Here is a 23,372-nt window from a genome sequence, read left to right as displayed (position 1 = left end):
GCGATATGGGGGGCGATGGCGCTATCCGACAAGCAACGCTTCACCGATGGCTATTGGTGGTCGAACGACGGCCTCCGGCTGCATTATCGCGACTATGGCGGACGGGTCGACCGGCCGGCGATCCTGTGCCTGCACGGGCTGACCCGCAATGCGCGCGACTGGGAGGATGTCGCCGACCGGCTGGCGGGCGAATGGCGGCTGATCGTGCCCGAGATGCGCGGGCGCGGCGAGAGCGGCTATGCCCGCGATCCGATGACCTATGTGCCGCTGGTGTATCTGCAGGATGTCGAGGCGCTGCTCAACCAGCTCGAGTTGCCGCAGGTCGTGGCGTTCGGCACCTCGCTCGGCGGCATCCTGACGATGCTGCTGGCCGCGACCGATCGGGACCGGATCGCGGCGGCGCTGCTCAACGATGTCGGGCCGGAACTCGATCCGGTCGGTCTGGGGCGTATCCGCGGCTATGTCGGCCGGCAGGTCAGCCATCCGACATGGATGCACGCGGCGCGCGCGGTCGCCGAACATAATGGCGATGCCTATCCGGGCTATGAGGTGCGGGACTGGCTGCATATGGCCAAGCGGCTGCACCGGCTCAATTCGGCGGGCCGCATCATCCTCGACTACGACATGAAGATCGCCGAGCCGTTCCGCGTGCCGGGCAACGAGGCGGGGCCGGACATGTGGCGCGCCTATGCGGCATTGGCGGGCAAGCCGGTGTCGATCGTTCGCGGCGAATTGTCCGATATCCTGCCCGCGCAGGTCGGGGCGGCGATGGCCGAGCGGATCGACGGCGCCGAACTGACCATCGTTGAGCGGGTCGGCCATGCCCCGACGCTGACCGAACCGGCGGCGGCGGCGGCGATCGACCGGTTGCTGGCGCGGGTGGCGGGGGCGTGAGCGCACCGGTCCGCATTCTCCACCTCCATTCCTCCTTCGCCTATGGCGGGAAGGAGGCGCGGGCGGTGCGGCTGATGCACGCGTGGGGATCGAACGCGGTCCACACGATCGTGTCGGGCGTACCCGAGCGGACCGAGGCACAGGCCGCGATCGGTAGCCATATCCGGTACGAAATCGCGCAGAACCCGCCGCCGCTGACCGGCAAACCGTCGGTCGCGCGGTTCGAGGCGATCGCGAAGTTCATGCGCCGCTTCGATCTGGTGCTGACCTATAACTGGGGCGCGATCGACGGGGTGATGGCCAGGCGCGTGTTCGCCAAGGGTGCGCCGCCGGTGATCCATCACGAGGACGGCTTCAACGAGGATGAGGCGACCCGGCTTAATCCGGTGCGCAACCTGTATCGGCGCTTCGCGCTGGGTGCGGCCGACGCGCTGGTCGTGCCGTCGCAGCGGTTGTTGCAGGTTGCGCAGACGGCGTGGAAACAGCCCGATGGACGGCTGCACCTGATCGGTAACGGCGTGCCCGTCGCGCGGTTCGCGCACGGACCGGCACCCGATGCGATCCCCGGCTTTCGTCGCAAACCGGGTGAGATCGTGATCGGCTGCGTCGCCGGGTTGCGCGACGTGAAGGATCTGCCGCTGCTGGTACGGTCGGTCGGCGGGATTTCGGTCAAGGTACGGCTGGTGATCGTCGGCGAAGGGCCGGAGCGGCAGGCGATCCTCGACGCGGCCGAGGCGATGGGGATCGACGACCGGGTCCACCTGCCCGGATTCCTGCCCGAGGCGTGGCGCTATATGGGGCTGTTCGATATCTTCGCGCTGTCGTCGAAGAGCGAGCAGCAGCCGATTTCGGTGATGGAGGCGATGGCGGCGGGGCTGCCGGTCGTCGCGCCCCCGGTCGGCGATATCGCGCGGATGGTGTCCGAACCGAACCGGCCGTATCTGGGCAACGACCGGATGGAGGTGCATCTGCGCGACCGGTTGCAGATGCTGGCGGTCGATGCCGCGGCCCGCCATTATGTCGGCGAGAGCAACCGCGCCAAGGCCTATGCCGAGTTCGACGAGGCGAAGATGATCGCGGCGTACAAGGCGTTGTATGAGCGGGCGCTGGGGCGGCCGGGGGCGTTGGGGTAGCGATGCGGGGCAAGGGGCGTCTGATCGGCGGCGCTGGCTTCGCTCTGAGCATATTTCTCGTGGCTTCATGGTTCCTCGGCCTGTGCACCGGGGGGACGATGATGACGTGGCCGCGCCCGTTTTCGTCGGTTGCGTGGAAGCAGGTTGACACCAGTTTCAGCGAAGACCGCTGCCGCATGATCCTTGACCTGCGCTACCGGGTCGGTTTGGAGGGGCGGACTCCTTCGGAGGTCATTGCGCTGCTGGGCGATGAGCGCGAGGGGCGGGCCGGACCACCGACCCACTACGTCCTGTGCCCGACCCTTGCCGATTATCTGGTGCTGGAATTACGCTGGCGGGACGGACGTGTCGGGTCGAGCCGCATCTATCAAAGCTGAACGAAACCGGACGCGCCAGACGTCCGCACGCAATTTGCTCGCGTTCGGGCGCGGCTGGCAGTAATGACGGCGCGATGCGGTGGCGCGATGCGCCTGTCCCGCTGCGAAGTTCCCGCTGGAGGTCATGTTGTTCAAAGGTCTGTCGCCCATCGTCTATAACGGCCGCGAAGTCTGGCCGCTGATCGAGGGGGGCAAGGGGGTTGCCGCGACCAATCACGCCTCGGCCGGCGCGTGGGCGGCGGCGGGTGGCATCGGCACCGTGTCCGCGGTCAACGCCGACAGCTATGATGCCGAGGGCAAGATCATCCCGCAGGTGTACAAGGCGCTGACCCGCCGCGAACGCCATGAGGAACTGATCGACTATGCGATCGAGGGCGCGGTGCAGCAGGTTCGGCGCGCGTGGGAGATCGCCGGCGGCAACGGCGCGATCAACATCAACGTCCTGTGGGAAATGGGCGGGGCGCAGCGCATCCTGCACGGCGTGCTGGAGCGGACGCGCGGGCTGGTGTCGGGCGTCACCTGCGGCGCGGGGATGCCGTACAAGCTGTCCGAGATCACCGCGTCCTACGGCGTCAGCTATCTGCCGATCGTGTCGTCGGGCCGTGCGTTCCGCGCGCTGTGGAAGCGCGCCTATTCGAAGGCGGCGGAATGGCTGGCGGCGGTGGTGTATGAGGACCCGTGGCTGGCCGGCGGGCATAACGGCCTGTCGAACGCCGAGAACCCGCTGGAGCCGCAGGACCCCTATCCCCGCGTGAAGGAATTGCGCGCGACGATGCGCGAGGGCGGCATTTCCGACGATGTGCCGATCGTGATGGCCGGCGGCGTCTGGTACCTGCGCGACTGGAACGACTGGATCGACAATCCCGAACTGGGCAAGATCGCCTTCCAGTTCGGCACCCGTCCGCTGCTGACGCAGGAAAGCCCCATCCCGCCCGAGTGGAAGGCGAAGCTGATGGAGATCGAGCAGGGCGAGGTGCTGCTGCACCGGTTCAGTCCGACCGGCTTCTATTCGTCGGCGGTCCGCAACCCGTTCCTCCGCAGCCTCGAAGCGCGGTCGGAGCGGCAGATCGCCTTTTCGACGCAGGAAGCGGGCGACCATGTCTTCCAGCTCGACGTCGGGGTGAAGGGCAGGAATTTCTGGGTGACGCAGGGCGATCTGCTTCGCGCGCGCGAATGGTTCGGCCTCGGCTTCACCGATGCGCTCAAGACGCCGGACAATACGCTGGTCTTCGTCACGCCCGAGGAGAAGGGCGTCATTCGCAAGGATCAGGCGGATTGCATGGGCTGCTTGTCACAGTGCAGCTTTTCGAGCTGGGCCGACAGCGAGACCAACTCGACCGGACGACTGGCCGATCCGCGCAGCTTCTGTATCCAGAAGACGTTGCAGGACATCGCACATGGCGGGCCGACCGACCGGAATTTGATGTTCGCGGGGCACGCGGCCTACAACTTCAAGCGCGATCCCTTCTATTCGAACGGGTTCGTGCCGAATGTGAAGCAGCTGGTCGACCGCATCCTGACCGGGAATTGATGACCGGGCTTTCGGTGGCCCTTTGCGATGCGCTGGCGAGGATGGCCGGCGTGTTGCGGGCCGCGACGAAGCCGTGGTGGGTGATCGCCGGGGCGGCGGTCGCGTTGCATGCCCGGCGGCCGGTCGCGGTGGGCGACATCGATATCCTGATCGGGATCGAGGATGCCGCGCTGATCCGCGAACTGCCCGGCGTCCGGGTCCGCGCACCAGACGATAACGGCCTGTTTCGGTCGCGCTTCTATGCAGCGTTGGAAGCGAATGGCGTCGAGATCGAATGCATGGCGGGCTTCGAACTCCATCGGGCGGGCCGCTGGGAGCCGGTTCAGCCCCGATCGCGGGTAATGATGGACGTCAACGACGGGCTGACGGTGCCGGTGCCCGACAGGGACGAGATGGTGGCAATGCTCATGCGGTTCGGGCGGGAAAAGGACCTCGCCCGGATCGCGCTGCTGAACGGTTGACCGGAGCGGCGTCGTGCCGCCCCGGTCGATCCGCATCAATCGTCGGCGACGGTGCCGACCACCGCGCCGCCGACGCCACCGACTGCTGCGCCCTTTTCGACATTGCCGCCGGTCGCCGCTGCGATGCCGGCACCGCCCGCCGCGCCGATCGCGCCGCCGCGCAACGTCGAACAGGCGGTGAGCGAGCTGCCGGCGGCGAGGGCGAGGGCAATAGTTACGATCTTTTTCATCGGGTTACTCCTGTTTACGCTACGTCCGGCCAATGATTTTGCGCCGCAGGGGTTCCAAACCCGTCCCATTGCAACACAAAGAAACATTACAGGTGCCATTAACCTGCGGCGCGATAGACTGTGCCGCATGAAGTCCGCGCTGATCGTTCGCCACGTTCCCTATGAAGGCTGTGCCGGATACCGTGCCCCGGTGGAGGCGGCGGGATATGCGATCGACCGGATCGACGTGACCGATCCGGCCTTCGCCACCGCCGACCTGACCGCACCCGACCTCTTGATCGTCATGGGTGGGCCGATGGGCGTGTACGATGTCGACGAACATCCATGGATTCCGGGCGAGATCGCATCGCTGTCGCGGCGGCTGGTGGCGGACCGGCCGACGCTGGGCATCTGCCTCGGCGCGCAGATGATGGCGGCGGCGCTCGGGTCCGCTGTGTACAAGGGCAGCGGGTGCGAGATCGGTTTCGCGCCGGTCGACCTGACACCGGACCTGACGAGTCCGCTGCGCCATCTCGCGGGGGTGCCGGTGCTGCACTGGCATGGCGATACGTTCGACCTGCCCGACGGAACCGAGTTGTTGGCGACGACGCCGCGTTATCGGCAGGGGTTCCGGCGGGGACGCAACCTGCTGGCGCTGCAATTCCATGCCGAGATGGGCGAGGATGCGCGGTTTGAGGCGTGGCTCGATTATCTCGATTGCCCAAAGCATCGCGGCAGCCTGACCGAGGAATATCGGACGCTGGGACCGGCGGCGGTGCGGGCGGGGCAGGCGATGATCGGCGAGTGGCTGGCGGGGCTGGAAGGGTAGGTTTTCCGCCAAAGGTCACGAAAGTCACACTTGCGCGGTGTTTGTGTGTTGCATGGCGGCGGTGTCAAAGAGCGGGGGTCTGGCAGGACCGTGAGCGATGTTGGCAGGCATGGGCTTCGTAGGAAAGTATGGAATGGCCCGCTTTGGTGGATAACGGACGTTCTCAGCTAAGGAAGTCGGCTGCTACAGCGCTACACCAAGTATACTCATGTCGGTCATGAAGTAGCTAGGAACTGGCGTCCCGTTTGAGTCGAGTGCGCCTTCGAAACGCGCGTTATCCTGATATGCTTTGCAGAGCGCCGCTGCTTCCGGCGTTCCTTTCGCGGCTCCTAAAACTTGGCAGGATGTCATCGTTCCGTCACCTTCCACCATGAAGCGAACTCGGAAGTGAGACGACTTTAATACCGTCAAGAAGGACTGTATTTTGGGCCAAGTTGGATCTGGTGAGGAAAATGTTTTCATTGCAACGCGACGAGACAGGTTCTTTTCAATCTTGGCATCAAGTCCCCAACCGGTGATTAGATCATCAAGGCATTTGTCCATTGCCGCCATCGGAGAGGTCATCGAGCCAATGAGAACAGTAAGGTCTTGCGCAAAAGCCTTCTTCAAAACCAAGCCGGTGATTTCTCGGAAGCGGCCGTTCCGATCTTCCGCTGGCCATATTGGTAACCGCTGGAACTCTTTATTCCCATCAGGCGTGTTCATCTGAAGGTAAAATTTATTGGTATCTGAAATTGTTCTTAGCGAGGCCGTGGTGAAGCGGGTTAACGTCCCTCCCTCACTAAGTCTGGCATGCGCCGGTGGACCCATCTCGCGGAGCGCCGGATCAGGCAGAAACGCATAGCGAAAGCCACTTTCTCGCGGACGAAGAGGGCCTGTCAGGGATACGACCATTAAACCATCTGGTTCGTATTGCTTCAACTCGAGGCGAACCTTGTTGTCAGCATCGTTAAAGATCCGAACAAGCGCACAGCTTTCCTCGGTATAATCGATCGTCCACGGGCTGCTCGGCTTGACTACGACTGCGCTAGCCGCGCTCGCGGCTGACAGTGACAAAAAGCCGTAAGCAAGTAGAAGTATTGTGGATGCGATTGATCGACTAAGCATAGCTATTGCCCCGCTCAAAAGGTCGTTCGAGTGCCATCCGGCTCGATCGCAGCCTGCGGTAGGTCGCGTTCGGCCGCTCATGATGGGCCATTGTTAGAGGCAGTGGAGGAGTAAGTCGAATATTTGTAATTGGTCGGAAACGGCGCGTTAGCGCCCCTTGCGTCCGCTAATTGCCCGGACAACCGCGAACGTCGCGATCACTACGACGATCGTCGACATCGTGAACGGAATGTAGCGCCACCACGAATTCTCAGTGCCGGGTACCGGATCACCCATAAATCGGCCGAAATCGACAATCAGGGCGACGACACCGGTTAGCGCAGCAAGGATGCAACCCTTCTTATCGTGATCCCCCAGACCGTTGTAACCGTCGCTCATCCGTCGACGATAGCGAACCGTCCAATGTCTGCAAACGAGCGAAAGCGGCCTCTCTACATTCGCCTTACCGCAACCCCTCCAACACCTGATCCGGCGGCCGGTGCCCGTCCGCCCAGACGCGGATATTGGTAATCACCTTTTCCCCCATCGCCACACGGCCTTCCAGCGTCGCCGAACCCATATGCGGGGTCATCACCACATTGGGCAGCGCCAGCAGGCGCGGGTCGATCGCCGGTTCATGTGCCCAGACGTCCAGCCCGGCACCGGCGAGGCGTGCGCCCTCCAGCGCGTCGATCAGCGCCTCTTCGTCGACGATGCCGCCGCGCGAGGCGTTGATGAGATAGGCGTGGCGGCGCAGGCGGGCGATGCGGCGGGCGTCGAGCAGGTTTTCGCTGTCGGCATTGCGCGGGGTGTGGATCGTCAGCAGGTCGATGACGCCCAGCATCTCGTCGAGATCGGCATGCCAGATCGCGCCCAGTTCGGCCTCAGCCACGTCGGGCAGGCGGTGGCGGTTGTGGTAATGGATCGACAGGCCGAAGGCGCGGGCGCGCCGCGCGACCGCCTGACCGATCCGGCCCATGCCGATGATGCCCAGCGCCTTGCCGCCAATGCGGTGGCCGAGCATCCCGCCGGGGCTCCACCCCTTCCACTCGCCCGACCGGACCAGTTTCTCGCCCTCGGCCAGCCGGCGCGGTACGGCGAGGATCAGCGCCATGACCATGTCGGCGGTATCCTCGGTCAGGACACCGGGGGTGTTGGTAACGATGATCCGGCGGGCGCGGGCGGCCTTCAGGTCGATATGGTTCACGCCCGCGCCGTAATTGGCGATCAGGCGCAGGCGATCGGGCGCGGCATCGATCAGCGCGGCGTCGATCGCGTCGGTGACGGCGGGGACCAGCACGTCGCAATCGGCCATCGCGTCGGCGAGTTCGTCGCGGGTAAAGGCATGGTCGTCGGGGCTGAACACCGTGTCGAACAGCGTCGCCATCCGCCCCTCGGTCGCCGCCGGCAGACGCCGCGTCACCTGGACTCGCGGATGGCGGGGCGGGGGAGCGGATACGGTCATGGGTACCGGATTGGCGACTGGGCGAACCTGCGTCAACGGCTTGCGGGCACGGTGCGGTTGCCGATAGAGGCGGGGTTCGGACAAAAGGGGACGATAACATGCGCTTCGCAAGGCGATCGATCGCGGTCGCGTCGATGCTGGTGGTGCTGGCGACCGGATCGGCGGAGGCGCAGCGCCGCAAGCCGCCTTATTACGCGTCGATCGCGGCGGGCGAGGCGCGGATGCGCAGCGGTCCCGGCAAGAATTACCCAACGCAATGGGTGTATCGCCGGGCCGACTTGCCGATCAAGGTCGTCGATATCTATCAGGACTGGCGCCGGGTCGAAGACCCCGACGGTACGCGCGGGTGGTTGCAGGTCGGGTTGCTGAGCGACCGCCGCACCGCCTTTGTAGGGCGCGAGGTGATCGAACTGCGCGCATCGCCGCAATCGGGCGCGGCGGTGGTGTGGCGCGCGGCCCCGGGCGTGGTCGGGCGGCTGTCGCGGTGCAACGGCGCGTGGTGCTTCTTCGACGTGCGCGGGCGCGGCGGCTATGTCGAGCAGGCGCGGCTGTGGGGCGTCGATCCGGGCGAGGCGATGTAAGGAAATCCCTCCGTCGTTCCCGCGCAGGCGGGAATCCATAGACGCTGGCGGTCGGGCAGGAAGCGCGACGTCGGCGTCTATAGGCTCCCGCCTGCGCGGGAGCGACGAAGGGATGGCACGAGGTCCCACTCGGTCAAATTCCGCCATTTACCTACGCCCCCGGGGAAGCGATAACCGTTGATACGATCGACGCGGTTGGATCGCAGGACATACGGGGCAATATGGTCAAATGGTTGATGGGTGCGGCGTTGCTGGCAATGGGTCAGGCCGGCATGGCGAGTGAACCGGCGAAGCCGGGCGACCTGACGCTCGAACGGGTCTTTGCCAGCCCCGACCTGAACGGCGCGGCCCCGCAGAATCTGCGCCTGTCGCCCGACGGCAAATATGTGACGCTGCTGCGCAACCGGGCCGATGAGCGCGAGCGGTTCGATCTGTGGGCGATGGACACGACCACCCGCGAATGGCGGATGCTGGTCGATTCGAAGAAGGTCGGCACTGGTGCCGCCCTGTCCGAGGCCGAAAAGATGCAGCGCGAGCGCGACCGTTCGCTGACCGGCAAGCGCGGTATCCTCGCCTATGACTGGGCACCCGATGGCAAGTCGATCCTCGTGCCGCTCGACGGCGACCTGTATCTCGCATCGATCGACGGTAGCGTCCGCCGGCTGACCAATAGCGAGAGCGGCGAACTGAACCCGGTGGTCAGCCCCGAGGGACGCTATGTCAGCTTCGTGCGCGACCAGAATCTGGTGACGCTCGACCTGAAGACCGGGCGCGAGACGCCGGTCACGACCGAGGGCAAAGATACGGTCCATTTCGGCGAGGCGGAGTTCGTCGCGCAGGAGGAAATGAACCGCCGCACCGGATATTGGTGGTCGCCCGACGACCGGCTGGTCGCGGTCGAACGTTTCGACGAGGCACCGGTCGGCATCGTTACCCGCTCCGCGATCGGGGCGGAGGGCACCAGCATCTATCAGCAGCGCTATCCCAAGGCAGGGACGCCCAATGTGCTGGTCGAGCTCTATGTCATGAAGCCGGACGGGTCGGGCAAGGTGAAGGTCGATCTCGGCCCCGATCCCGATATCTATCTGGCGCGGGTCGACTGGACCCCCGATGGCAAGGCGCTGTTGGTCCAGCGGCAGAACCGGACGCAGACGAAGCTCGACATGCTGCGCGTCGACCCGGCGACGGGGGCGGCGACGATCCTGTTCACCGAGGAAACCGGGCCGAAAAGCTGGGTCAACCTGTCCGACGCCTATCACCTGATGAAGGACGGCAGCCTGATCTGGTCGTCGGAACGCGACGGCTATGCGCATCTGTACCGTTGGAAGGGCGGCAAATGGGCGCAGCTGACCAGCGGCAAGTGGATGGTGTCCGACCTGGCGGGGGTCGACGAAGCGAAGGGCCGCGTCTATTTCCTCGCCAACAAGGACGATGTGCTCGAACGGCAGCTATACCGCGTCGACCTGAAGAAGCCGGGCGTGGTCACGCGGATGACCGAGCCGGGCTGGTCGTACAGCGCGTCGATGGATGGAAAGGCGTTGCGGCTGATCGTGTCGCGCTCCAACCCCGATCAGCCGTCGCAGACCTATCTGGCCGACACCGCCGCCAAGCGGATCGCGTGGATCAACGAAAATGCGCTGACCGGCGATCACCCCTATGCGCCCTATGTCGCCAGCCATCGTCCGACCGAGTTCGGAACGATCAAGGCCGCCGACGGGTCGACGCTGTACTGGAACATGATCACGCCCAGGCTGGAGCCGGGCAAGCGCTATCCGGTGTTCTTCTCGCATTATGGCGGGCCGGGTAGCCAGGTCGTGCGCCGGGCATGGGGCGGAGCGCTGCGCCAGTATCTGGTCGATCGCGGCTGGATCTGGTTCGAGATCGACAATCGCGGATCGCCCGAACGCGGCAAGGCGTTCGAAGACCAGATCCATCAGGCGATGGGCACGGTCGAAGTCGACGACCAGATCGCCGGTGCCGAGTATCTGAAGACGCTGCCGTTCGTCGCGCCGGACAAGATCGCGACCTATGGCTGGTCCTATGGTGGCTATATGACGCTGAAGATGCTCGAAAAGGCGCCGGGTGTGTTCGCGGCGGGGGTATCGGGCGCGCCGGTGTCGCGCTGGGAACTGTACGACACCCATTATACCGAACGCTATATGGGCGATCCGCGTACGGTGCCCGAAGCCTATGCCGCATCGGCGACGGTGGGTGACGCGGCGAAGATCAGCGACCCGCTGCTGCTGATTCACGGCATGGCCGACGACAACGTCGTGCTCGAACATTCGACAGCGATGATGGCGGCGATGCAGAAGTCGGCGACGCCGTTCGAACTGATGCTGTATCCGGGACAGACCCACCGCGTCGGCGGGCCGGGGATCAGCGAACATCTGTGGAAGACGATCCTGAACTTCCTCGACCGGCAAGTCGTCGAGAAGTAACCTCCAAACAGTGTATTGACGCCCGACTTTCCCCACGCCTAGCGTTTCGGCGCATAGGCTTGGGGGAGTCGGGCGATGGGGGAAGTTGCGGGCGGAATCGCACCGGTCACGGGCCGTGCGCGGATCGAGGTGCTGGACGTCCTGCGGGGTCTGGCGATCCTTGCCATCTATTATATGAACGTGACGACGCAGGCGTCGCCGGTCACGATGCTGTTTACCGACTTCCGCTGGATCGGGTGGATGCCGATCGACCGGTTCGCGTGGGGCTTCGTCTCGATCTTCCTCGAAGGGACGCAGCGCGGCGTGCTCGAATTGCTGTTCGGCGCAGGCTTTATGGTGCTGACCGCGCGGGCGATGCGGCCCGACGGGCCGGTGGCGGTCGCCGACCTGTTCTATCGCCGGACGCTGTGGCTGTTGTTCTTCGGGCTGATCAACGTGTTCGTCGTGCTGTGGGTCGGCGATATTCTGACCGTGTATGCGATCGCGTCGCTGTTCCTGTTTCCATTCCGTCTGTTGGGGCCGAAGGCGCTGATGGCGCTCGGCAGCCTGTTCGCGCTGGTCATGGCGGTGGGCGGCGTAACCGAATATGTGCCGCGACTGGCCATGCAGGCGAAGGTCGAACAGGCGCGAGCGGCGCAGGCTGCCGGACGGCCGGTCGCCGCGGAAGACGCCGAGGCGCTGACCGAATGGAACCGGAAGATCGCAAAGCGCGCGCCGAACGAGAAGATGGCCAGGGATCTGATCAAGGAGCGCAAGGCCCATGCCGGGGGCTGGTTGCCCTATGCCCGCTATTACTGGGACGGCTGGATGAAGTTCATGATCGGCAAGGGATTGCTGGCGATGGTCGTCATCGAAGCGTTCTGCACGATGCTGATCGGCGTGGCGCTGTGGAAGTGGCGGATCATCCAGGGCGAACGGACGTCGCGCTTCTATCTGGGGCTGATGCTCGCCACCTATGGATTCGGGCTGACGGCACGGGCGATCGGGGTGGTCGAGATGATGCCGCTGCTGCCGACGGCCAAGACGATCTGGTTCACGCAGGAGGCGGCGCGGATCGCGGTCAGCATCGGCCATGTCGCGGCGGTCAACCTTGCGATGAAGACCGTTGGCGGTACGCGGTTGCTCCATCCGTTCCGCGCGGTCGGGCGGATGGCGTTCTCGGTCTATTTCCTCGAACAGATTATCGGGCTGCATATCCTGTTCGCGCCCTATGGCCTGAACCTGTGGGCGAAGTACGGGCATGCCGGGCAGTTCGCGATCGCGACGGGGGTGATCGTGGTGAGTGCGGTCGCCGCCAATCTATGGGCGCGATGGTTCGCGATCGGACCGCTCGAATGGGCATGGCGCAGCCTTGCCTACTGGCAGCGACAGCCGTTCAGGCGTCGTCCCGATCTGGTCCCGGAGGTGCTGCCGGGGCCGACGCTGGTCCCCGCGTGACTTTACAAAAGGTGCAAAACCGGTATGCCGCGCGCAAGATTTGATCGCGGAGAAGTCAAGTGGGTTATCGGGTAGTCGTCGCCGGGGCGACCGGCAATGTCGGTCGCGAAATGCTCAACATCCTGGCGGAGCGCGAATTTCCGATCGACGATCTGGCAGTATTGGCATCGTCGCGCTCGGCCGGCGACATGGCCGATTTCGGTGAGACCGGTAAGCAGTACAAGATCCAGAATATCGAGCATTTCGATCCGGCCGGCTGGGACATGGCGCTGTTCGCGATCGGCAGCGAAGCGACCGCCGTCTATGCGCCGAAGTTCGCCGCCGCCGGCTGCACCGTGATCGACAATTCGTCGCTGTACCGCATGGACCCCGACGTGCCGCTGATCGTGCCCGAAGTGAACCCGGAGGCGATCGACGGCTATCGCGTCAAGAACATCATCGCCAACCCCAATTGCTCGACCGCGCAGATGGTCGTGGCGCTCAAGCCAATCCACGATGCGGCAAAGATCACGCGCGTGGTCGTCGCCACCTATCAATCGGTGTCGGGCGCGGGCAAGGCCGGCATGGACGAGCTGTTCGAACAGAGCCGCAACATCTTCGTCGGCGACAGCGCCGAGCCCAAGAAGTTCACCAAGCAGATCGCGTTCAACGTGATCCCGCACATCGACAGCTTCCTCGACGACGGTTCGACCAAGGAAGAGTGGAAGATGGTGGTCGAGACCAAGAAGATCCTCGATCCCAAGATCAAGGTCGTCGCGACCTGTGTCCGCGTGCCGGTGTTCGTCGGTCACTCCGAAGCCATCAACATCGAGATGGAAAACGAGTTGTCGGCCGAAGATGCGCAGAAGATCCTGCGCGAGGCACCGGGCGTCATGCTGGTCGACAAGCGCGAGGACGGCGGATACGTCACGCCGATCGAATGCGTCGGCGAATTCGCGACCTATGTCAGCCGCGTACGCGAGGATTCGACCGTCGAGAACGGTCTGGCGCTGTGGTGTGTCTCGGACAATCTGCGCAAGGGTGCGGCGCTGAACGCGGTGCAGATCGCCGAACTGCTGGGACGTCGCCACTTGCGAAAGGACTGACCGTCCGCGCGCGGACACAGTTCGTTACGAAGTACGTGCATATCCTAAAGGGTCGTTAACCGATCGGCGTTAGGATTGCGCATGGATATGGGAAGCGTCCGCGACGATGCCGTGCACCGGGGTGCATGGGAAGCGATCTGCCGGTCGCAGGCGGTGATCGAGTTCGCGCTCGACGGCACGGTATTGTGGGCCAATGACGCGTTCCTCGGCATCATGGGCTATGCCCTGGCCGAGGTTCGCGGACGGCATCACCGCATCTTCTGTCCGTCGGCCGACGCCATATCTCCGGCCTATACCGCATTCTGGCGCAAGCTGTCCGGGGGGGCGTTCGAGGGCGGACTATACCGCCGGGTCGATCGACAGGGTCGGGATGTGTGGCTGCAGGCGACCTATAATCCGGTGCTCGACCGGCAGGGGCGCCCGTCGAAGATCGTCAAGATCGGCACCGACGTGACCCGGCAGATCATATTGGAGCGCGAAGTGCAGGCACGGCTGGACGAGGGCAATCGCTTCCGCACGGCACTGGAGAAACAGACGAACGCGTTGCAGTCAGCGATGACGCAATTGGCGGGGATCGTCGCATCGATCGGCGATATCACTGCCCAGACCCGGCTTGTCGCGCTGAATGCCGCGATCGAGGCGGCGCGGGCGGGCGAGGCCGGCTCCGGTTTCGCGGTCGTGGCGCGCGAGGTGAGATCGCTGGCCGACGACATTCGCGCCGCGACCGAACGCGCGGCAACGATGCTGCGCGACCATGACGGGGCCGTATTGGCGGCTTGAGCGTAAACGCCATGGCATCAGGCGTTAATAGCCCGTGTAGCGTCCGGGCCGGTGCCATGCGATCAGGATGCCGCTGATCGCCGCTGCGCTGAGCGCCGACCATGCGACCTGCACCGGCGCCACCACCGCGAACGACGTCGCGAGAATGCCGAGATCGATCGCGATCTGCGTCCGTCCCGCATTCCAGCCGCGCGTGCGTTGCAGCCACAGCGTCACGACGCCCGTTCCCCCGACCCCGGCATCGTGCCGGGCAAGCGCAAGGATGCCCATGCCGATGACGGTACCGCCGGCGATCGCGGCAAAGGCCGGATGCACCTCGACGATCCGGAACCCATAGCGCGCCATCGTGGAGAACAGCGCGATGCCGGCATTGACCGCGATCGTGCGCACCATGAACCGCGTGCCCATCGCCCGTTTGGCGAACAGAAAGAACGGGATGTTGATGAGTGTGAACAGCACGCCGGTCGGCAGCGGCACCAGATAGGATACGAGCAACGCGATGCCGGCAATGCCGCCCGTGACCAGTCCGGCGGCACGCAGTAATGCCAGCCCGAGCGCGATCATCACGCATCCGACGACGATGGCATAGACGTCTTCGGACCGGCTGTGCGGTACCGCTTCATGGGGCAGGGCAGGGGCGATGGCGTCGATCTCCGGTCAGGCCGGCATCCTCCCCCTGTTGTTCTTTTGTTGCGCCGACACCTATCGCGGATCGGGCAGCAGGTGAAGCGGCTAATTCGGACGCGGGCCATGATCGGAACCCGTGCAGGGTCCATCCTGTTGTGGGGTGGTAACGGAAGGATGTCGCATGGCCGAGATCATGTCGGGCGGATGCCAGTGCGGGCGGATCCGCTATACGGTGACGATCCGCGACGATGACGCCTATCTCTGCCATTGTCGCATGTGCCAGCGCGCGACCGGCGGCGTATCGATCGCGTTCAAGAATGTGGCCAAGCACGACGTGGCGTGGGATCGACGGCCCGATCTGTACGCGTCGTCGCCGATCGCCAAGCGCGGTTTCTGTCGCGACTGCGGGACGCCGATCAGCTTCGAATTTCCCGATGGCGACAACATCGATTTGACGATCGGCAGCTTCGACGAACCGGCACGGTTCCAACCGCACCATCATTTCGGGGTCGAAAGCTGGCATCCGCAATGGCTCGACACACGCGGCCTGCCCGAATATCGCGCGGATGAACATGGCCCCAACGTCGAACGCTGGAAGAACGCACTTGGCACATCCTGAACCCACGACGCATCGCTTCGCCAGTTTCGACGGGGTCGAGATCGCATGGAGCGAACTGGGCGAGGGGCGGCCGGTTGTGCTTATCCACGGCTATTTCAGCGATGCGCAGACCAACTGGATCAAATACGGCCATGCCGCGAAGGTCGCGGCGCTCGGCCGCCGGGTCATCATGCCCGACCTGCGGGCGCACGGGCTGAGTGCGCGGCCGCACGACGCCGCCGCCTATCCACCCGATGCGCTGGCCCGCGACGGCATGGCGCTGATCGAGCATCTCGGGCTGACAGACTATGATCTGGGTGGCTATTCGCTCGGTGCGCGGACAGCGGTGCGGATGGTGACGATGGGGGCGAGCCCAAGCAAACTGGTGCTGAGCGGTATGGGGCTGGAGGGGTTGCTCGATACCGGCCGGCGCGCGGCGCATTTCCGGCGCATCCTGACCAACCTCGGCAGTTTCGAGCGCGGGTCGAATGAATGGATGGCGGAGGCGTTCCTGAAGACCACCGGCGGCGATCCGGTGGCGCTGCTCGGCATCCTCGACACCTTCGTCGATACCTCGCGTGAGCAACTGGCGGCGATCGGTCAGCCGGTGCTGGTGCTGGCCGGCGAAGAGGATGACGACAATGGCAGCCACCGGTCGCTGGCCGACCTGCTGCCCGATGCGCGGCTGGTCGAGACGCCTGGGAATCACATGAGCGCGGTGGTGAAGCGCGAACTGGGCGACGCGATCGCGGCGTTTCTCGCGTAAGTCCTCCCCGGCACGGGGAGGGGGACCAGCGAAGCTGGTGGGAGGGGGTGTCCTGCTCCACCACAGTTGCGTTGCGGGAAGACCTCCTCCACCACCGCTGCGCGGCGGTCCCCCTCCCCGCGAGCGGGGAGGAGTTTTACTTCACCGCTTGCTCATATTGCTCGAGCACCCATTCCTCTTCCTGCGCACTGGCGATCCAGTCCTGCATCCACGGATGGTTGATGAGGGTGATGATGTACCCCATCGCAAAGCGCGGGCAGGGCAGCGAATAGGTGACGATCCGCGTCGCGACCGGTGCGAACATGATGTCCGCCGCGCCGAATTCACCGAACAGGAAGTCGCCGCCATGTCCGAACCGCGCGCGTGCCTGCGCCCATAGTTCGTAGATGCGCGACAGGTCGGCGGCGACATCGTCGTCGGGCTGGGTCGGTTCATAGACCTGGCGGACGTTCATGCTGTGCTTGCGGCGCAGCGGCGCGAAGCCCGAATGCATTTCCGCCGCCATCGACCGCGCCATCGCGCGTGCGGCGGGATCGCCCGGCCAGAATTTGTCGCCGCCCGATTTCTCGTTCAGATACTCGACGATCGCGAGGCTGTCCCACACGACGATCTCGTCACCGTCCCACAGGATCGGGACCTTGCCCGACGACGGCGCGAATTCGTCGCCTTCGCGACGTTTGTCCCAGTCGGCGTCGTACAGCGGCACGACGACTTCCTCGAACGACAGGCCCGACAGCTTGGCCGCCAGCCAGCCGCGCAGCGACCAGGAGGAATAGGCCTTGTTCCCGATGATGAGCTTCAGCATGGAGCCGCTCGTGCCACGTCGCCCGGAGCGTGTCGAGCCATCGGAACTGCGCCCGAAACGATCCGTTGCCGATCGTATGGCGGATAACGACAAAAGCGGGGACCCGCACAATGTCGGCGATGTGCTCGACCGGTTGCAGAAGCTCGGCGAGCACGCCGGCGGGGAGCGGGTTCGGCTGGGCGATATGCTCGAAGCGATGGGCCACCGTGCCTATGGACCGTTCCTGATCGTGTTGCCGATGATCGAGATTTCGCCGGTGGGAGGCATTCCGGGGCTGCCGACTGCGCTGGCGGCGGTGTTGGCGCTGCTCGCGGTCCAGCTGGTGCTGGGCCGCGAGCATTTGTGGTTGCCCGGTTTTCTCGCCGATCGCGGGATGACGGGCAGGAAGCTGTTGATGGTCGTCGACAAGGGGCGACCGATCGCCAAACGCCTCGACCAATGGTTTCATAACCGGCTGCCGGCGCTGACCAAGGGGCCAATGGTGAAGGTCGCCGGGGTCGCGGTGATCCTGTTATGCCTGACCGTGCCGCCGCTGGAATTGCTGCCCTTTGCCAGCACTGCGCCCATGGCGGCGATTATGGCGTTCGGCATCGCGCTGCTGGTGCGCGACGGGGTGCTGATGATCGTGGCCTGTGCGCTGTCGGTCGGCGCGGTGGCGCTGGGGGCGGGGTTGTTCGCGTCGAAGCAGGGGTAGCTGACCCGTCATCCGGGCAAAGGCCGGAATGACGGGAGGGTTAGCCGATCGACTCGATGACTGCCGCGCGCAGTTCGGCGATGCCCATGCCCTTTTCGCTCGACGTCGAGATGACGTCGGGATGCGCGGCGGGGCGCTTGCGGACTTCGTCGCCGACCGCTTCGTATACCGCTTCCAGTTCGGTCGCCTTGATCTTGTCGGTCTTGGTCAGGACGATGCGATAGCTGGTCGCTGCCTTGTCGAGCATTTCGAACACGTCGCGGTCGACATCCTTGATGCCGTGGCGCGAGTCGATCAGCACCAGCGTCCGCTTCAACACCTGCCGCCCGCGCAGATAGTCGTTCACCAGATAGCGCCACTTGCGGACCATGTCCTTGGGCGCCTTGGCAAAACCATAGCCGGGCATGTCGACCAGCCGCAGTTTCAGCGGCGTGCCGATGTCGAAGAAGTTCAGCTCCTGCGTCCGCCCCGGCGTGACCGAGGTCCGCGCCAGCGAGGTGCGGCCGGTCAGCGCGTTAAGCAGAGACGATTTGCCGACGTTCGACCGGCCGGCAAAGGCGATCTCGGGCACGTCGGGGCTGGGCAGATGCTCCAGCGCCGGCGCGGACTTCAGGAACTGGATCGGTCCGGCAAAGATCTTGCGCGCCGCTTCGATCTGGTCGGGATCGAAGCGGTCGTCGCCCGGCGGCGGGGGTGGCAGGTCGTTCACTTCGCGGCCGCCTGCTTGAGCGCCGGATGCCGCGCATAGAGCAGTTGCTGTTGCGCGATGGTCAGCAGGTTCGACGTGATCCAGTAGACCTGCAGCCCGACCGCGAACGGGGCCATGATGAACATCAGCACCCATGGCATCAGACCGAAGACCTGCTTTTGCATATCGTCCATCGGTGCCGGGTTCAGCTTGAACTGGAAATACATCGAGATACCGAGCAGCACCGGCACGACGCCGATCGCGAGGAAGTGCGGCAGGGTGAAATCGAGATAGCCGAACAGGTTCAGGATCGTCGCCGGATCGGGAGCCGACAGATCCTTGATCCAGCCGACGAACGGCTGGTGCCGCATCTCGATGGTCAGCAACAGCACCTTGTACAGCGCGTAGAAGATCGGAATCTGGATCAGCGTCGGCAGACAGCCGGCGACCGGATTGACCTTTTCCTCCTTGTACAGCTGCATCATCTTTTGCTGCAGCTGCGGCTTGTCGTCCTTGTACCGCTCCTGCAACGCCTTAAGCTTCGGCTGGATGGCGCGCATCGCCGCCATCGACGCGAACTGGCGCTGGGCGATCGGGAACATCAGCCCTCGGATCGTAACCGTCAGGAGGATGATCGCGACGCCGAAATTGCCCACCAGACGGAACAGCCAGTCGAGATAGACGAAGATCGGCTCCTCGACGATGCGGAACCAGCCCCAGTCGATCGAGCGCGAGAAATAGGGCACACCCTGCGCCTCGTAGGCGTTGAGCAGCTTGTTTTCCTTGGCACCTGCAAAGAAGCGGACGCTCTGTGTCAGCGCCTGCCCCGGCGCGAGCGTCGCCAGCGTCGGCGAACGATAGTCGGCCTGATGCCGCTGGTCGCCGCCCTTGAGCGTCAGCGTGTGCTGTACGCCCTGATCGGGGATCAGTGCGGTCATCCAGTAATGGTCGGTGAAGCCGATCCAGCCGCCCTTGGTGGCGAATGTTTCGGGCTTCTCGTCGATATCCTTGTAGTTGACGTCGAACTTCACGCCGTTGCCTGCTTCGTAGACCGGGCCGACCTGGATCGTCATCGTATCCTTGTCGACCGGCGCGCCGCGGCGGCTGAGCAGGCCGTAGGTCGCGACCTGGATCGGCTGCGGTCCGGCATTGGCGACGCTCTGGCGTACGGTGAACATATAGCCGTCATCGACCGAAATTTGCATCTGGTACCGCTGCGTGCCGACCGTAGTCGACAGCGTGACCGGGGTCTGCGGGGTCAGCTTGGTACCGCTGGCGGTCCATTGCGCGTCGGCGGGCGGGGCCGACACGCCGGTGCCGCTCCAGCCGAACTGCGCGAAATAGGCGTCGACGGTGCCCGACGGCGACAGCAGCCGGACCGGAGGCGAGTTCGCGTCGATCGTTTCCTTGTGCTTCACCAGCACCAGATCGTCGATCCGCCCGCCGCGCAGGTTGATCGATCCGCGCACGGCGGGCGTTTCGATCGGAATGCGCGGGGTTTCGCGCAGCACGAGCGCCCGGTCGCGAATCGCGTTCGCGGTGTCGGCGGCCGGGTCGGTCGCCGGATTGGCGACGGGCTTGCTCTTCCCGTCCTCCAGCTTCGTCACCGGCGGATTGGCAGCCGGAAAGAAGTGGTTGGCGATATACGGCCAGCCGAACAGCACCAGCGCAGCCAGTACCGCGAACAGCAGGAAATTCTTCTGGTCGTTCTTCACGCGAAATCCTCAGGCTCTAAGGCACCGGGTCGTGGCCGTGCCCGCCCCAGGGATGGCAGCGCGCGATGCGTTTCGCGGCCAGCCAGCCCCCCTTTGCCGCGCCATAGCGGGCAATGGCGGTGATTGCATAGGCCGAACAGGAAGGTTGATAGCGGCAGGAGGGCGGCAGGATCAGCGACGGCCCCAATTGCCACGCGCGCGCGCCCAGCATCAGCAGGCGCGCGGCGATGCCCGGCGGGGGCGATTCGCCGTCGCCGGTCACCGCCGTACCTTGCGCAATGCCTTGGTCAGATCAGCCTTCAGATCGTCGAAGGGGCGTTCGATGCCGCTTGCCCGCCCGATCAGCACGTGATCGGCACCGGCGACGCCCATGTCGGGCAGCATTTCGGCGGCAAGCGCGCGAAAACGCCGTTTCATCCGGTTGCGGACGACGGCGTTTCCGACCTTCTTCGATACGGTGATGCCGATTCGCATCGCATTGGGCGATTCGACCAGTTCGTCCGCACGGCGCTGTCGCACCAACAGGACGAAGCCGGGCATGGGCGCCCGGCGTCCTGCATTCGCCGCCAGATAATCCCGGCGGCGAAGCATCTTGGTTAGGCCGACAGCTTCTTCCGACCGCGCGAGCGGCGGGCGCGGATCACGTTGCGGCCGCCCGGCGTCGCCATGCGCGAGCGGAAGCCGTGACGACGGGCCCGTACCAGGTTGCTCGGCTGAAAAGTCCGCTTCATCACTCATTCCCCGGGTATTCAAACTGCTAGAACGTAAAAAGCCGCCAGTGACGGCGGCCGCGTGACGAGCCCCTTAGCGATGCACCGCCTCCAAGTCAACGGAGGACAGGACAGTCTCCGCGCGCAGTCGCCGCCGTTTGGCACTGGGACGGCGCAGCGCCCGGTCCGACATCGCGCGCAGTCGCGGGAAGCGGCGCATGGTCCGCGCGAAGCGGCGGCGCGCCCGGCGGGAGTTGCGCAGGATCAGCGCCAGCCCGGCCGCGAAGGTGAAGATCCCGACCGGTCCCGGCAGCACCGCGACGACCGGCGTCGCGAGGATCAGCAAGGCACCGAGCGCCAGGAGGAGGATCTGCATGATAGGTTGCCATGCCACCCGTGTGTTGCCGGTTCAAGACGCCTGCGATGTCCTGTCGCTTGACCGGGCCGACCTGATGCGGGACACGCCGTGCAAGGGGAACAGGGGCATTCATGGTCGCGATCGTATCGACGGCGGCGTATCTCGGGCTGGAGGCGCGGCGGGTGGAGGTGCAGGTGCAATTGGCACCGGGCGTCCCCGCGTTCGTCGTGGTCGGGCTGGCCGACAAGGCGGTGGGCGAAAGCCGCGAACGGGTGCGCGCCGCGATCGCCGCGATCGGGCTGGCGCTGCCGCCCAAACGCATCACCGTCAATCTGTCGCCGGCGGACCTGCCCAAGGAAGGATCGCATTACGACCTGCCGATCGCGCTCGGCCTGCTGGCGGCGATGGGCGTGGTCGATGCCGAGGGGCTGGCCGACTTTGTCGTCGTCGGTGAGTTGAGCCTCGACGGGCGGATCGCGGGATCGCCCGGCGTGCTGCTGGCGGCGATGCTGGCAAGCGGCGAGGGGCGTTCGCTGATCTGCCCGGCCGAACAGGGGGCGGAGGCGGCATGGGCCGGCACGCCGGTGATCGCGGCACCCGATCTGCTGTCGCTGCTGAACCATCTGAAGGGCGAACAACTGCTCGGCAATCCGCAGCCCGGCGGCGCGGAGGACGCATGGAGCGGCAACGACCTGCGCCAGGTGAAGGGGCAGGAGACGGCCAAGCGGGCGCTGGAGATCGCGGCGGCGGGCGGTCACAACCTGCTGATGGTCGGCCCGCCGGGCGCGGGCAAGTCGCTGCTGGCGTCCTGTCTGCCGGGCATCCTGCCGCCGCTCGATGCGGCCGAGGCGCTGGAAGTGTCGATGGTCGCGTCGGTCGCGGGGTCGCTGACCGGCGGGCGGATGACGCGGGTGCGGCCGTTCCGAACGCCGCACCACTCGGCGTCGATGGCGGCGCTGACCGGGGGCGGGCTGCGGGTGAAGCCGGGGGAGATCAGCATGGCGCATCTGGGCGTGCTGTTCCTCGATGAGCTGCCCGAGTTTCAGCGCGCGGTGCTCGATTCGCTGCGCCAGCCATTGGAGACGGGGCAGGTCAGCGTCGCGCGCGCCAACGCGCATGTGACCTTTCCGGCGCGGGTGCAGCTGATCGCGGCGATGAACCCGTGCCGTTGCGGGCATCTGGGCGATCCGGCGCTCGCCTGTGCTCGGGCGCCGCGCTGTGCCGCCGATTATCAGGCGAAGGTCTCTGGACCGCTGCTCGACCGGATCGATCTGGCGATCGAAATGGCAGCGGTGAGCGCCGCCGATCTGGTCCTGCCGCCGCCGGCCGAAGGATCGGCGGAGGTCGCGGCGCGCGTCGCACGGGCGCGGTCGGTGCAGCGCGAACGCTATGCCGCAACCAGCGTGCGGACCAATGCCGAGGCGGACGGCGGCGTGCTGGAACAGGCAGCGGTGCTCGACGTGGCGGCGCGGGCATTGCTGGCGCAGGCGGCGGAAACGATGCGGCTGTCGGCGCGCGGGTTTCACCGCGTGTTGCGGGTCAGCCGGACGATCGCCGATCTGGCAGGCGCGGACGGCGTGGGTCGGGCGCATGTCGCGGAAGCGCTGAGTTACCGGCGGCGGGCACCGGTCAATTGAAGCATTGCGCCAGCGCCGCGTTGCGACGCTTGCTACATCGTAACGAAGGGGAATTGTGATGGAATGGATGCTGCTGCCCTTGAAACGGTATTTCGAGGTGCGCGGGCGATCGCGCCGGATGGAATATTGGATGTTCTCCCTGTTTTCGGCGCTGGTCGGCGTGGTAGCGACGATCATCGATTCTGTGTTTGGTTTTGACATGGAGTCCACCGGACCGGTCGGCGGCATCAGCAGCATCGCACTATTCATTCCGGGGCTCACGGTCGCGTTTCGTCGGCTGCACGATACAGATCGTTCGGCATGGTGGATGTTGCTGGTGTTTCTGCCAATCATCGGCTGGATCTGGCTGTTCGTCCTGTTCGTCACCGACGGGACGCCCGGACCGAACCGCTTCGGCGCGGATCCCAAAGACCCTTACGGAAGCGTCGATATCGATCAGGTCTTTTCCTGACGGTTGCAGGGGCG

General features: G+C 65.2%; 28 protein-coding genes. 16 read left to right on the top strand and 12 right to left on the bottom strand.

Annotated features, from left to right (window positions below; translation table 11 throughout):
• Positions 1-15 precede the first annotated feature (15 nt).
• The 5 genes from ASE90_RS02415 (at position 16) to ASE90_RS02395 (ending at position 4,396) form a co-directional block, all read left to right on the top strand.
• Positions 16-894 carry an alpha/beta fold hydrolase gene (locus ASE90_RS02415; RefSeq protein ID WP_055995434.1) on the top strand — a complete coding sequence of 293 codons (879 nt, stop codon included), beginning with the start codon at positions 16-18 and terminating at the stop codon, positions 892-894.
• Positions 891-2,027 carry a glycosyltransferase gene (locus ASE90_RS02410; protein ID WP_055995431.1) on the top strand — a complete coding sequence of 379 codons (1,137 nt, stop codon included), beginning with the start codon at positions 891-893 and terminating at the stop codon, positions 2,025-2,027. Before ASE90_RS02415 ends, ASE90_RS02410 begins: the two co-directional genes overlap by 4 nt.
• 176 nt (positions 2,028-2,203) lie before the next feature.
• Complete coding sequence (locus ASE90_RS19485) at positions 2,204-2,404, top strand: hypothetical protein (RefSeq protein ID WP_156361388.1); 201 nt, start codon at positions 2,204-2,206, stop codon at positions 2,402-2,404.
• A gap of 127 nt (positions 2,405-2,531) precedes the next feature.
• Positions 2,532-3,935, top strand: a complete 1,404-nt coding sequence (locus ASE90_RS02400) for an NAD(P)H-dependent flavin oxidoreductase (protein ID WP_055997125.1) — start codon at positions 2,532-2,534, stop codon at positions 3,933-3,935.
• Positions 3,935-4,396: a hypothetical protein gene (locus tag ASE90_RS02395; protein WP_055995425.1), complete on the top strand. Its 462-nt coding sequence runs from the start codon at positions 3,935-3,937 to the stop codon at positions 4,394-4,396. Before ASE90_RS02400 ends, ASE90_RS02395 begins: the two co-directional genes overlap by 1 nt.
• A gap of 35 nt (positions 4,397-4,431) precedes the next feature.
• On the opposite strand, the gene ASE90_RS02390 is transcribed toward ASE90_RS02395, so the two are convergent.
• Positions 4,432-4,626, bottom strand: coding sequence for a hypothetical protein (locus tag ASE90_RS02390; protein ID WP_055995422.1), 195 nt, complete (start codon positions 4,624-4,626; stop codon positions 4,432-4,434).
• Between the two features lie 127 nt (positions 4,627-4,753).
• On the opposite strand from ASE90_RS02390, the gene ASE90_RS02385 reads away from it, so the two are divergent.
• Positions 4,754-5,434, top strand: a complete 681-nt coding sequence (locus ASE90_RS02385; protein WP_055995419.1) for a glutamine amidotransferase-related protein — start codon at positions 4,754-4,756, stop codon at positions 5,432-5,434.
• A 183-nt stretch (positions 5,435-5,617) separates the two neighbouring features.
• Here ASE90_RS02385 and ASE90_RS19480 read toward each other — a convergent pair whose 3' ends face one another.
• From ASE90_RS19480 to ASE90_RS02375, 3 genes are all read right to left on the bottom strand, one after another.
• Positions 5,618-6,355 (bottom strand): hypothetical protein, encoded by a 738-nt coding sequence (locus ASE90_RS19480; RefSeq protein ID WP_156361387.1) that lies wholly within the window; start codon positions 6,353-6,355, stop codon positions 5,618-5,620.
• A gap of 333 nt (positions 6,356-6,688) precedes the next feature.
• Complete coding sequence (locus ASE90_RS02380) at positions 6,689-6,919, bottom strand: hypothetical protein (protein WP_055995416.1); 231 nt, start codon at positions 6,917-6,919, stop codon at positions 6,689-6,691.
• A 64-nt stretch (positions 6,920-6,983) separates the two neighbouring features.
• Positions 6,984-7,985 carry a 2-hydroxyacid dehydrogenase gene (locus ASE90_RS02375; protein WP_055995413.1) on the bottom strand — a complete coding sequence of 334 codons (1,002 nt, stop codon included), beginning with the start codon at positions 7,983-7,985 and terminating at the stop codon, positions 6,984-6,986.
• Positions 7,986-8,083: 98 nt separating this feature from the next.
• Here ASE90_RS02375 and ASE90_RS02370 point away from each other — a divergent pair, with 98 nt between their 5' ends.
• The 5 genes from ASE90_RS02370 (at position 8,084) to ASE90_RS20910 (ending at position 14,309) form a co-directional block, all read left to right on the top strand.
• Positions 8,084-8,566 carry an SH3 domain-containing protein gene (locus tag ASE90_RS02370; RefSeq protein ID WP_055995410.1) on the top strand — a complete coding sequence of 161 codons (483 nt, stop codon included), beginning with the start codon at positions 8,084-8,086 and terminating at the stop codon, positions 8,564-8,566.
• Between the two features lie 221 nt (positions 8,567-8,787).
• The gene (locus ASE90_RS02365) at positions 8,788-11,007 is read left to right on the top strand and encodes a DPP IV N-terminal domain-containing protein (protein ID WP_055995407.1); all 2,220 of its coding nucleotides are present in this window, start codon (positions 8,788-8,790) and stop codon (positions 11,005-11,007) included.
• 75 nt (positions 11,008-11,082) lie between these two features.
• Positions 11,083-12,444 carry a DUF418 domain-containing protein gene (locus ASE90_RS02360; protein WP_055995404.1) on the top strand — a complete coding sequence of 454 codons (1,362 nt, stop codon included), beginning with the start codon at positions 11,083-11,085 and terminating at the stop codon, positions 12,442-12,444.
• Between the two features lie 59 nt (positions 12,445-12,503).
• A complete protein-coding gene (locus ASE90_RS02355) occupies positions 12,504-13,529 on the top strand; it encodes an aspartate-semialdehyde dehydrogenase (RefSeq protein WP_055995401.1) in 1,026 nt (341 codons plus the stop codon).
• 81 nt (positions 13,530-13,610) lie between these two features.
• Complete coding sequence (locus ASE90_RS20910) at positions 13,611-14,309, top strand: methyl-accepting chemotaxis protein (RefSeq protein WP_055995398.1); 699 nt, start codon at positions 13,611-13,613, stop codon at positions 14,307-14,309.
• 24 nt (positions 14,310-14,333) lie between these two features.
• Here the strand turns inward: ASE90_RS20910 and ASE90_RS02345 are convergent, their stop codons facing one another.
• The gene (locus ASE90_RS02345) at positions 14,334-14,939 is read right to left on the bottom strand and encodes a YitT family protein (RefSeq protein WP_055995395.1); all 606 of its coding nucleotides are present in this window, start codon (positions 14,937-14,939) and stop codon (positions 14,334-14,336) included.
• 178 nt (positions 14,940-15,117) lie between these two features.
• Here ASE90_RS02345 and ASE90_RS02340 point away from each other — a divergent pair, with 178 nt between their 5' ends.
• Together ASE90_RS02340 and ASE90_RS02335 are read left to right on the top strand one after the other, a co-directional pair.
• Complete coding sequence (locus ASE90_RS02340) at positions 15,118-15,555, top strand: GFA family protein (protein ID WP_055995393.1); 438 nt, start codon at positions 15,118-15,120, stop codon at positions 15,553-15,555.
• A complete protein-coding gene (locus ASE90_RS02335) occupies positions 15,542-16,300 on the top strand; it encodes an alpha/beta fold hydrolase (RefSeq protein WP_235531625.1) in 759 nt (252 codons plus the stop codon). The genes ASE90_RS02340 and ASE90_RS02335 overlap by 14 nt, the downstream gene beginning before the upstream one ends.
• Before the next feature lie 136 nt (positions 16,301-16,436).
• Here the strand turns inward: ASE90_RS02335 and ASE90_RS02330 are convergent, their stop codons facing one another.
• The gene (locus ASE90_RS02330; RefSeq protein WP_200910766.1) at positions 16,437-17,105 is read right to left on the bottom strand and encodes a glutathione S-transferase family protein; all 669 of its coding nucleotides are present in this window, start codon (positions 17,103-17,105) and stop codon (positions 16,437-16,439) included.
• Positions 17,106-17,181: 76 nt separating this feature from the next.
• Here ASE90_RS02330 and ASE90_RS02325 point away from each other — a divergent pair, with 76 nt between their 5' ends.
• Positions 17,182-17,799 carry an exopolysaccharide biosynthesis protein gene (locus ASE90_RS02325; protein WP_055995387.1) on the top strand — a complete coding sequence of 206 codons (618 nt, stop codon included), beginning with the start codon at positions 17,182-17,184 and terminating at the stop codon, positions 17,797-17,799.
• Between the two features lie 40 nt (positions 17,800-17,839).
• Here ASE90_RS02325 and yihA read toward each other — a convergent pair whose 3' ends face one another.
• From yihA to ASE90_RS02295, 6 genes are all read right to left on the bottom strand, one after another.
• Complete coding sequence (gene yihA, locus ASE90_RS02320; protein WP_055995385.1) at positions 17,840-18,508, bottom strand: ribosome biogenesis GTP-binding protein YihA/YsxC; 669 nt, start codon at positions 18,506-18,508, stop codon at positions 17,840-17,842.
• Entirely contained in the window at positions 18,505-20,202 is a 1,698-nt protein-coding gene (gene yidC / locus ASE90_RS02315; RefSeq protein ID WP_055995382.1) for a membrane protein insertase YidC, read from the bottom strand. The genes yihA and yidC overlap by 4 nt, the downstream gene beginning before the upstream one ends.
• A gap of 16 nt (positions 20,203-20,218) precedes the next feature.
• The gene (yidD, locus tag ASE90_RS02310; RefSeq protein ID WP_055997119.1) at positions 20,219-20,431 is read right to left on the bottom strand and encodes a membrane protein insertion efficiency factor YidD; all 213 of its coding nucleotides are present in this window, start codon (positions 20,429-20,431) and stop codon (positions 20,219-20,221) included.
• 29 nt (positions 20,432-20,460) lie between these two features.
• Positions 20,461-20,793 (bottom strand): ribonuclease P protein component, encoded by a 333-nt coding sequence (gene rnpA / locus ASE90_RS02305; RefSeq protein WP_055995379.1) that lies wholly within the window; start codon positions 20,791-20,793, stop codon positions 20,461-20,463.
• Positions 20,794-20,798: 5 nt separating this feature from the next.
• Entirely contained in the window at positions 20,799-20,933 is a 135-nt protein-coding gene (rpmH, locus tag ASE90_RS02300; RefSeq protein WP_055760361.1) for a 50S ribosomal protein L34, read from the bottom strand.
• 73 nt (positions 20,934-21,006) lie between these two features.
• Positions 21,007-21,288, bottom strand: a complete 282-nt coding sequence (locus ASE90_RS02295) for a hypothetical protein (protein WP_055995376.1) — start codon at positions 21,286-21,288, stop codon at positions 21,007-21,009.
• 113 nt (positions 21,289-21,401) lie between these two features.
• Between ASE90_RS02295 and ASE90_RS02290 the strand changes: the two genes are divergently transcribed.
• The gene (locus ASE90_RS02290) at positions 21,402-22,907 is read left to right on the top strand and encodes a YifB family Mg chelatase-like AAA ATPase (RefSeq protein WP_055995373.1); all 1,506 of its coding nucleotides are present in this window, start codon (positions 21,402-21,404) and stop codon (positions 22,905-22,907) included.
• A 58-nt stretch (positions 22,908-22,965) separates the two neighbouring features.
• Positions 22,966-23,358 (top strand): DUF805 domain-containing protein, encoded by a 393-nt coding sequence (locus tag ASE90_RS02285; protein ID WP_055995369.1) that lies wholly within the window; start codon positions 22,966-22,968, stop codon positions 23,356-23,358.
• Positions 23,359-23,372 lie beyond the last annotated feature (14 nt).

The organism is Sphingomonas sp. Leaf67, from assembly GCF_001421965.1.
GTDB lineage: Bacteria > Pseudomonadota > Alphaproteobacteria > Sphingomonadales > Sphingomonadaceae > Sphingomonas.
This window is presented reverse-complemented; position numbering and strand designations above follow the sequence as displayed.

What these genes read in the sequence shown, in the direction of transcription:
- ASE90_RS02415 (WP_055995434.1), top strand. Translation starts at nt 16, where the DNA reads ATGGCGCTATCCGACAAGCAACGCTTCACCGATGGCTATTGGTGGTCG.
- ASE90_RS19485 (WP_156361388.1), top strand. Translation starts at nt 2,204, where the DNA reads ATGATCCTTGACCTGCGCTACCGGGTCGGTTTGGAGGGGCGGACTCCT.
- ASE90_RS02395 (WP_055995425.1), top strand. Translation starts at nt 3,935, where the DNA reads ATGACCGGGCTTTCGGTGGCCCTTTGCGATGCGCTGGCGAGGATGGCC.
- ASE90_RS02390 (WP_055995422.1), bottom strand. Translation starts at nt 4,626, where the DNA reads ATGAAAAAGATCGTAACTATTGCCCTCGCCCTCGCCGCCGGCAGCTCG.
- ASE90_RS02385 (WP_055995419.1), top strand. Translation starts at nt 4,754, where the DNA reads ATGAAGTCCGCGCTGATCGTTCGCCACGTTCCCTATGAAGGCTGTGCC.
- ASE90_RS02380 (WP_055995416.1), bottom strand. Translation starts at nt 6,919, where the DNA reads ATGAGCGACGGTTACAACGGTCTGGGGGATCACGATAAGAAGGGTTGC.
- ASE90_RS02375 (WP_055995413.1), bottom strand. Translation starts at nt 7,985, where the DNA reads ATGACCGTATCCGCTCCCCCGCCCCGCCATCCGCGAGTCCAGGTGACG.
- ASE90_RS02370 (WP_055995410.1), top strand. Translation starts at nt 8,084, where the DNA reads ATGCGCTTCGCAAGGCGATCGATCGCGGTCGCGTCGATGCTGGTGGTG.
- ASE90_RS02365 (WP_055995407.1), top strand. Translation starts at nt 8,788, where the DNA reads ATGGTCAAATGGTTGATGGGTGCGGCGTTGCTGGCAATGGGTCAGGCC.
- ASE90_RS02360 (WP_055995404.1), top strand. Translation starts at nt 11,083, where the DNA reads ATGGGGGAAGTTGCGGGCGGAATCGCACCGGTCACGGGCCGTGCGCGG.
- ASE90_RS20910 (WP_055995398.1), top strand. Translation starts at nt 13,611, where the DNA reads ATGGATATGGGAAGCGTCCGCGACGATGCCGTGCACCGGGGTGCATGG.
- ASE90_RS02340 (WP_055995393.1), top strand. Translation starts at nt 15,118, where the DNA reads ATGGCCGAGATCATGTCGGGCGGATGCCAGTGCGGGCGGATCCGCTAT.
- ASE90_RS02330 (WP_200910766.1), bottom strand. Translation starts at nt 17,105, where the DNA reads ATGCTGAAGCTCATCATCGGGAACAAGGCCTATTCCTCCTGGTCGCTG.
- ASE90_RS02325 (WP_055995387.1), top strand. Translation starts at nt 17,182, where the DNA reads ATGGCGGATAACGACAAAAGCGGGGACCCGCACAATGTCGGCGATGTG.
- rnpA (WP_055995379.1), bottom strand. Translation starts at nt 20,793, where the DNA reads ATGCTTCGCCGCCGGGATTATCTGGCGGCGAATGCAGGACGCCGGGCG.
- rpmH (WP_055760361.1), bottom strand. Translation starts at nt 20,933, where the DNA reads ATGAAGCGGACTTTTCAGCCGAGCAACCTGGTACGGGCCCGTCGTCAC.
- ASE90_RS02295 (WP_055995376.1), bottom strand. Translation starts at nt 21,288, where the DNA reads ATGCAGATCCTCCTCCTGGCGCTCGGTGCCTTGCTGATCCTCGCGACG.
- ASE90_RS02290 (WP_055995373.1), top strand. Translation starts at nt 21,402, where the DNA reads ATGGTCGCGATCGTATCGACGGCGGCGTATCTCGGGCTGGAGGCGCGG.
- ASE90_RS02285 (WP_055995369.1), top strand. Translation starts at nt 22,966, where the DNA reads ATGGAATGGATGCTGCTGCCCTTGAAACGGTATTTCGAGGTGCGCGGG.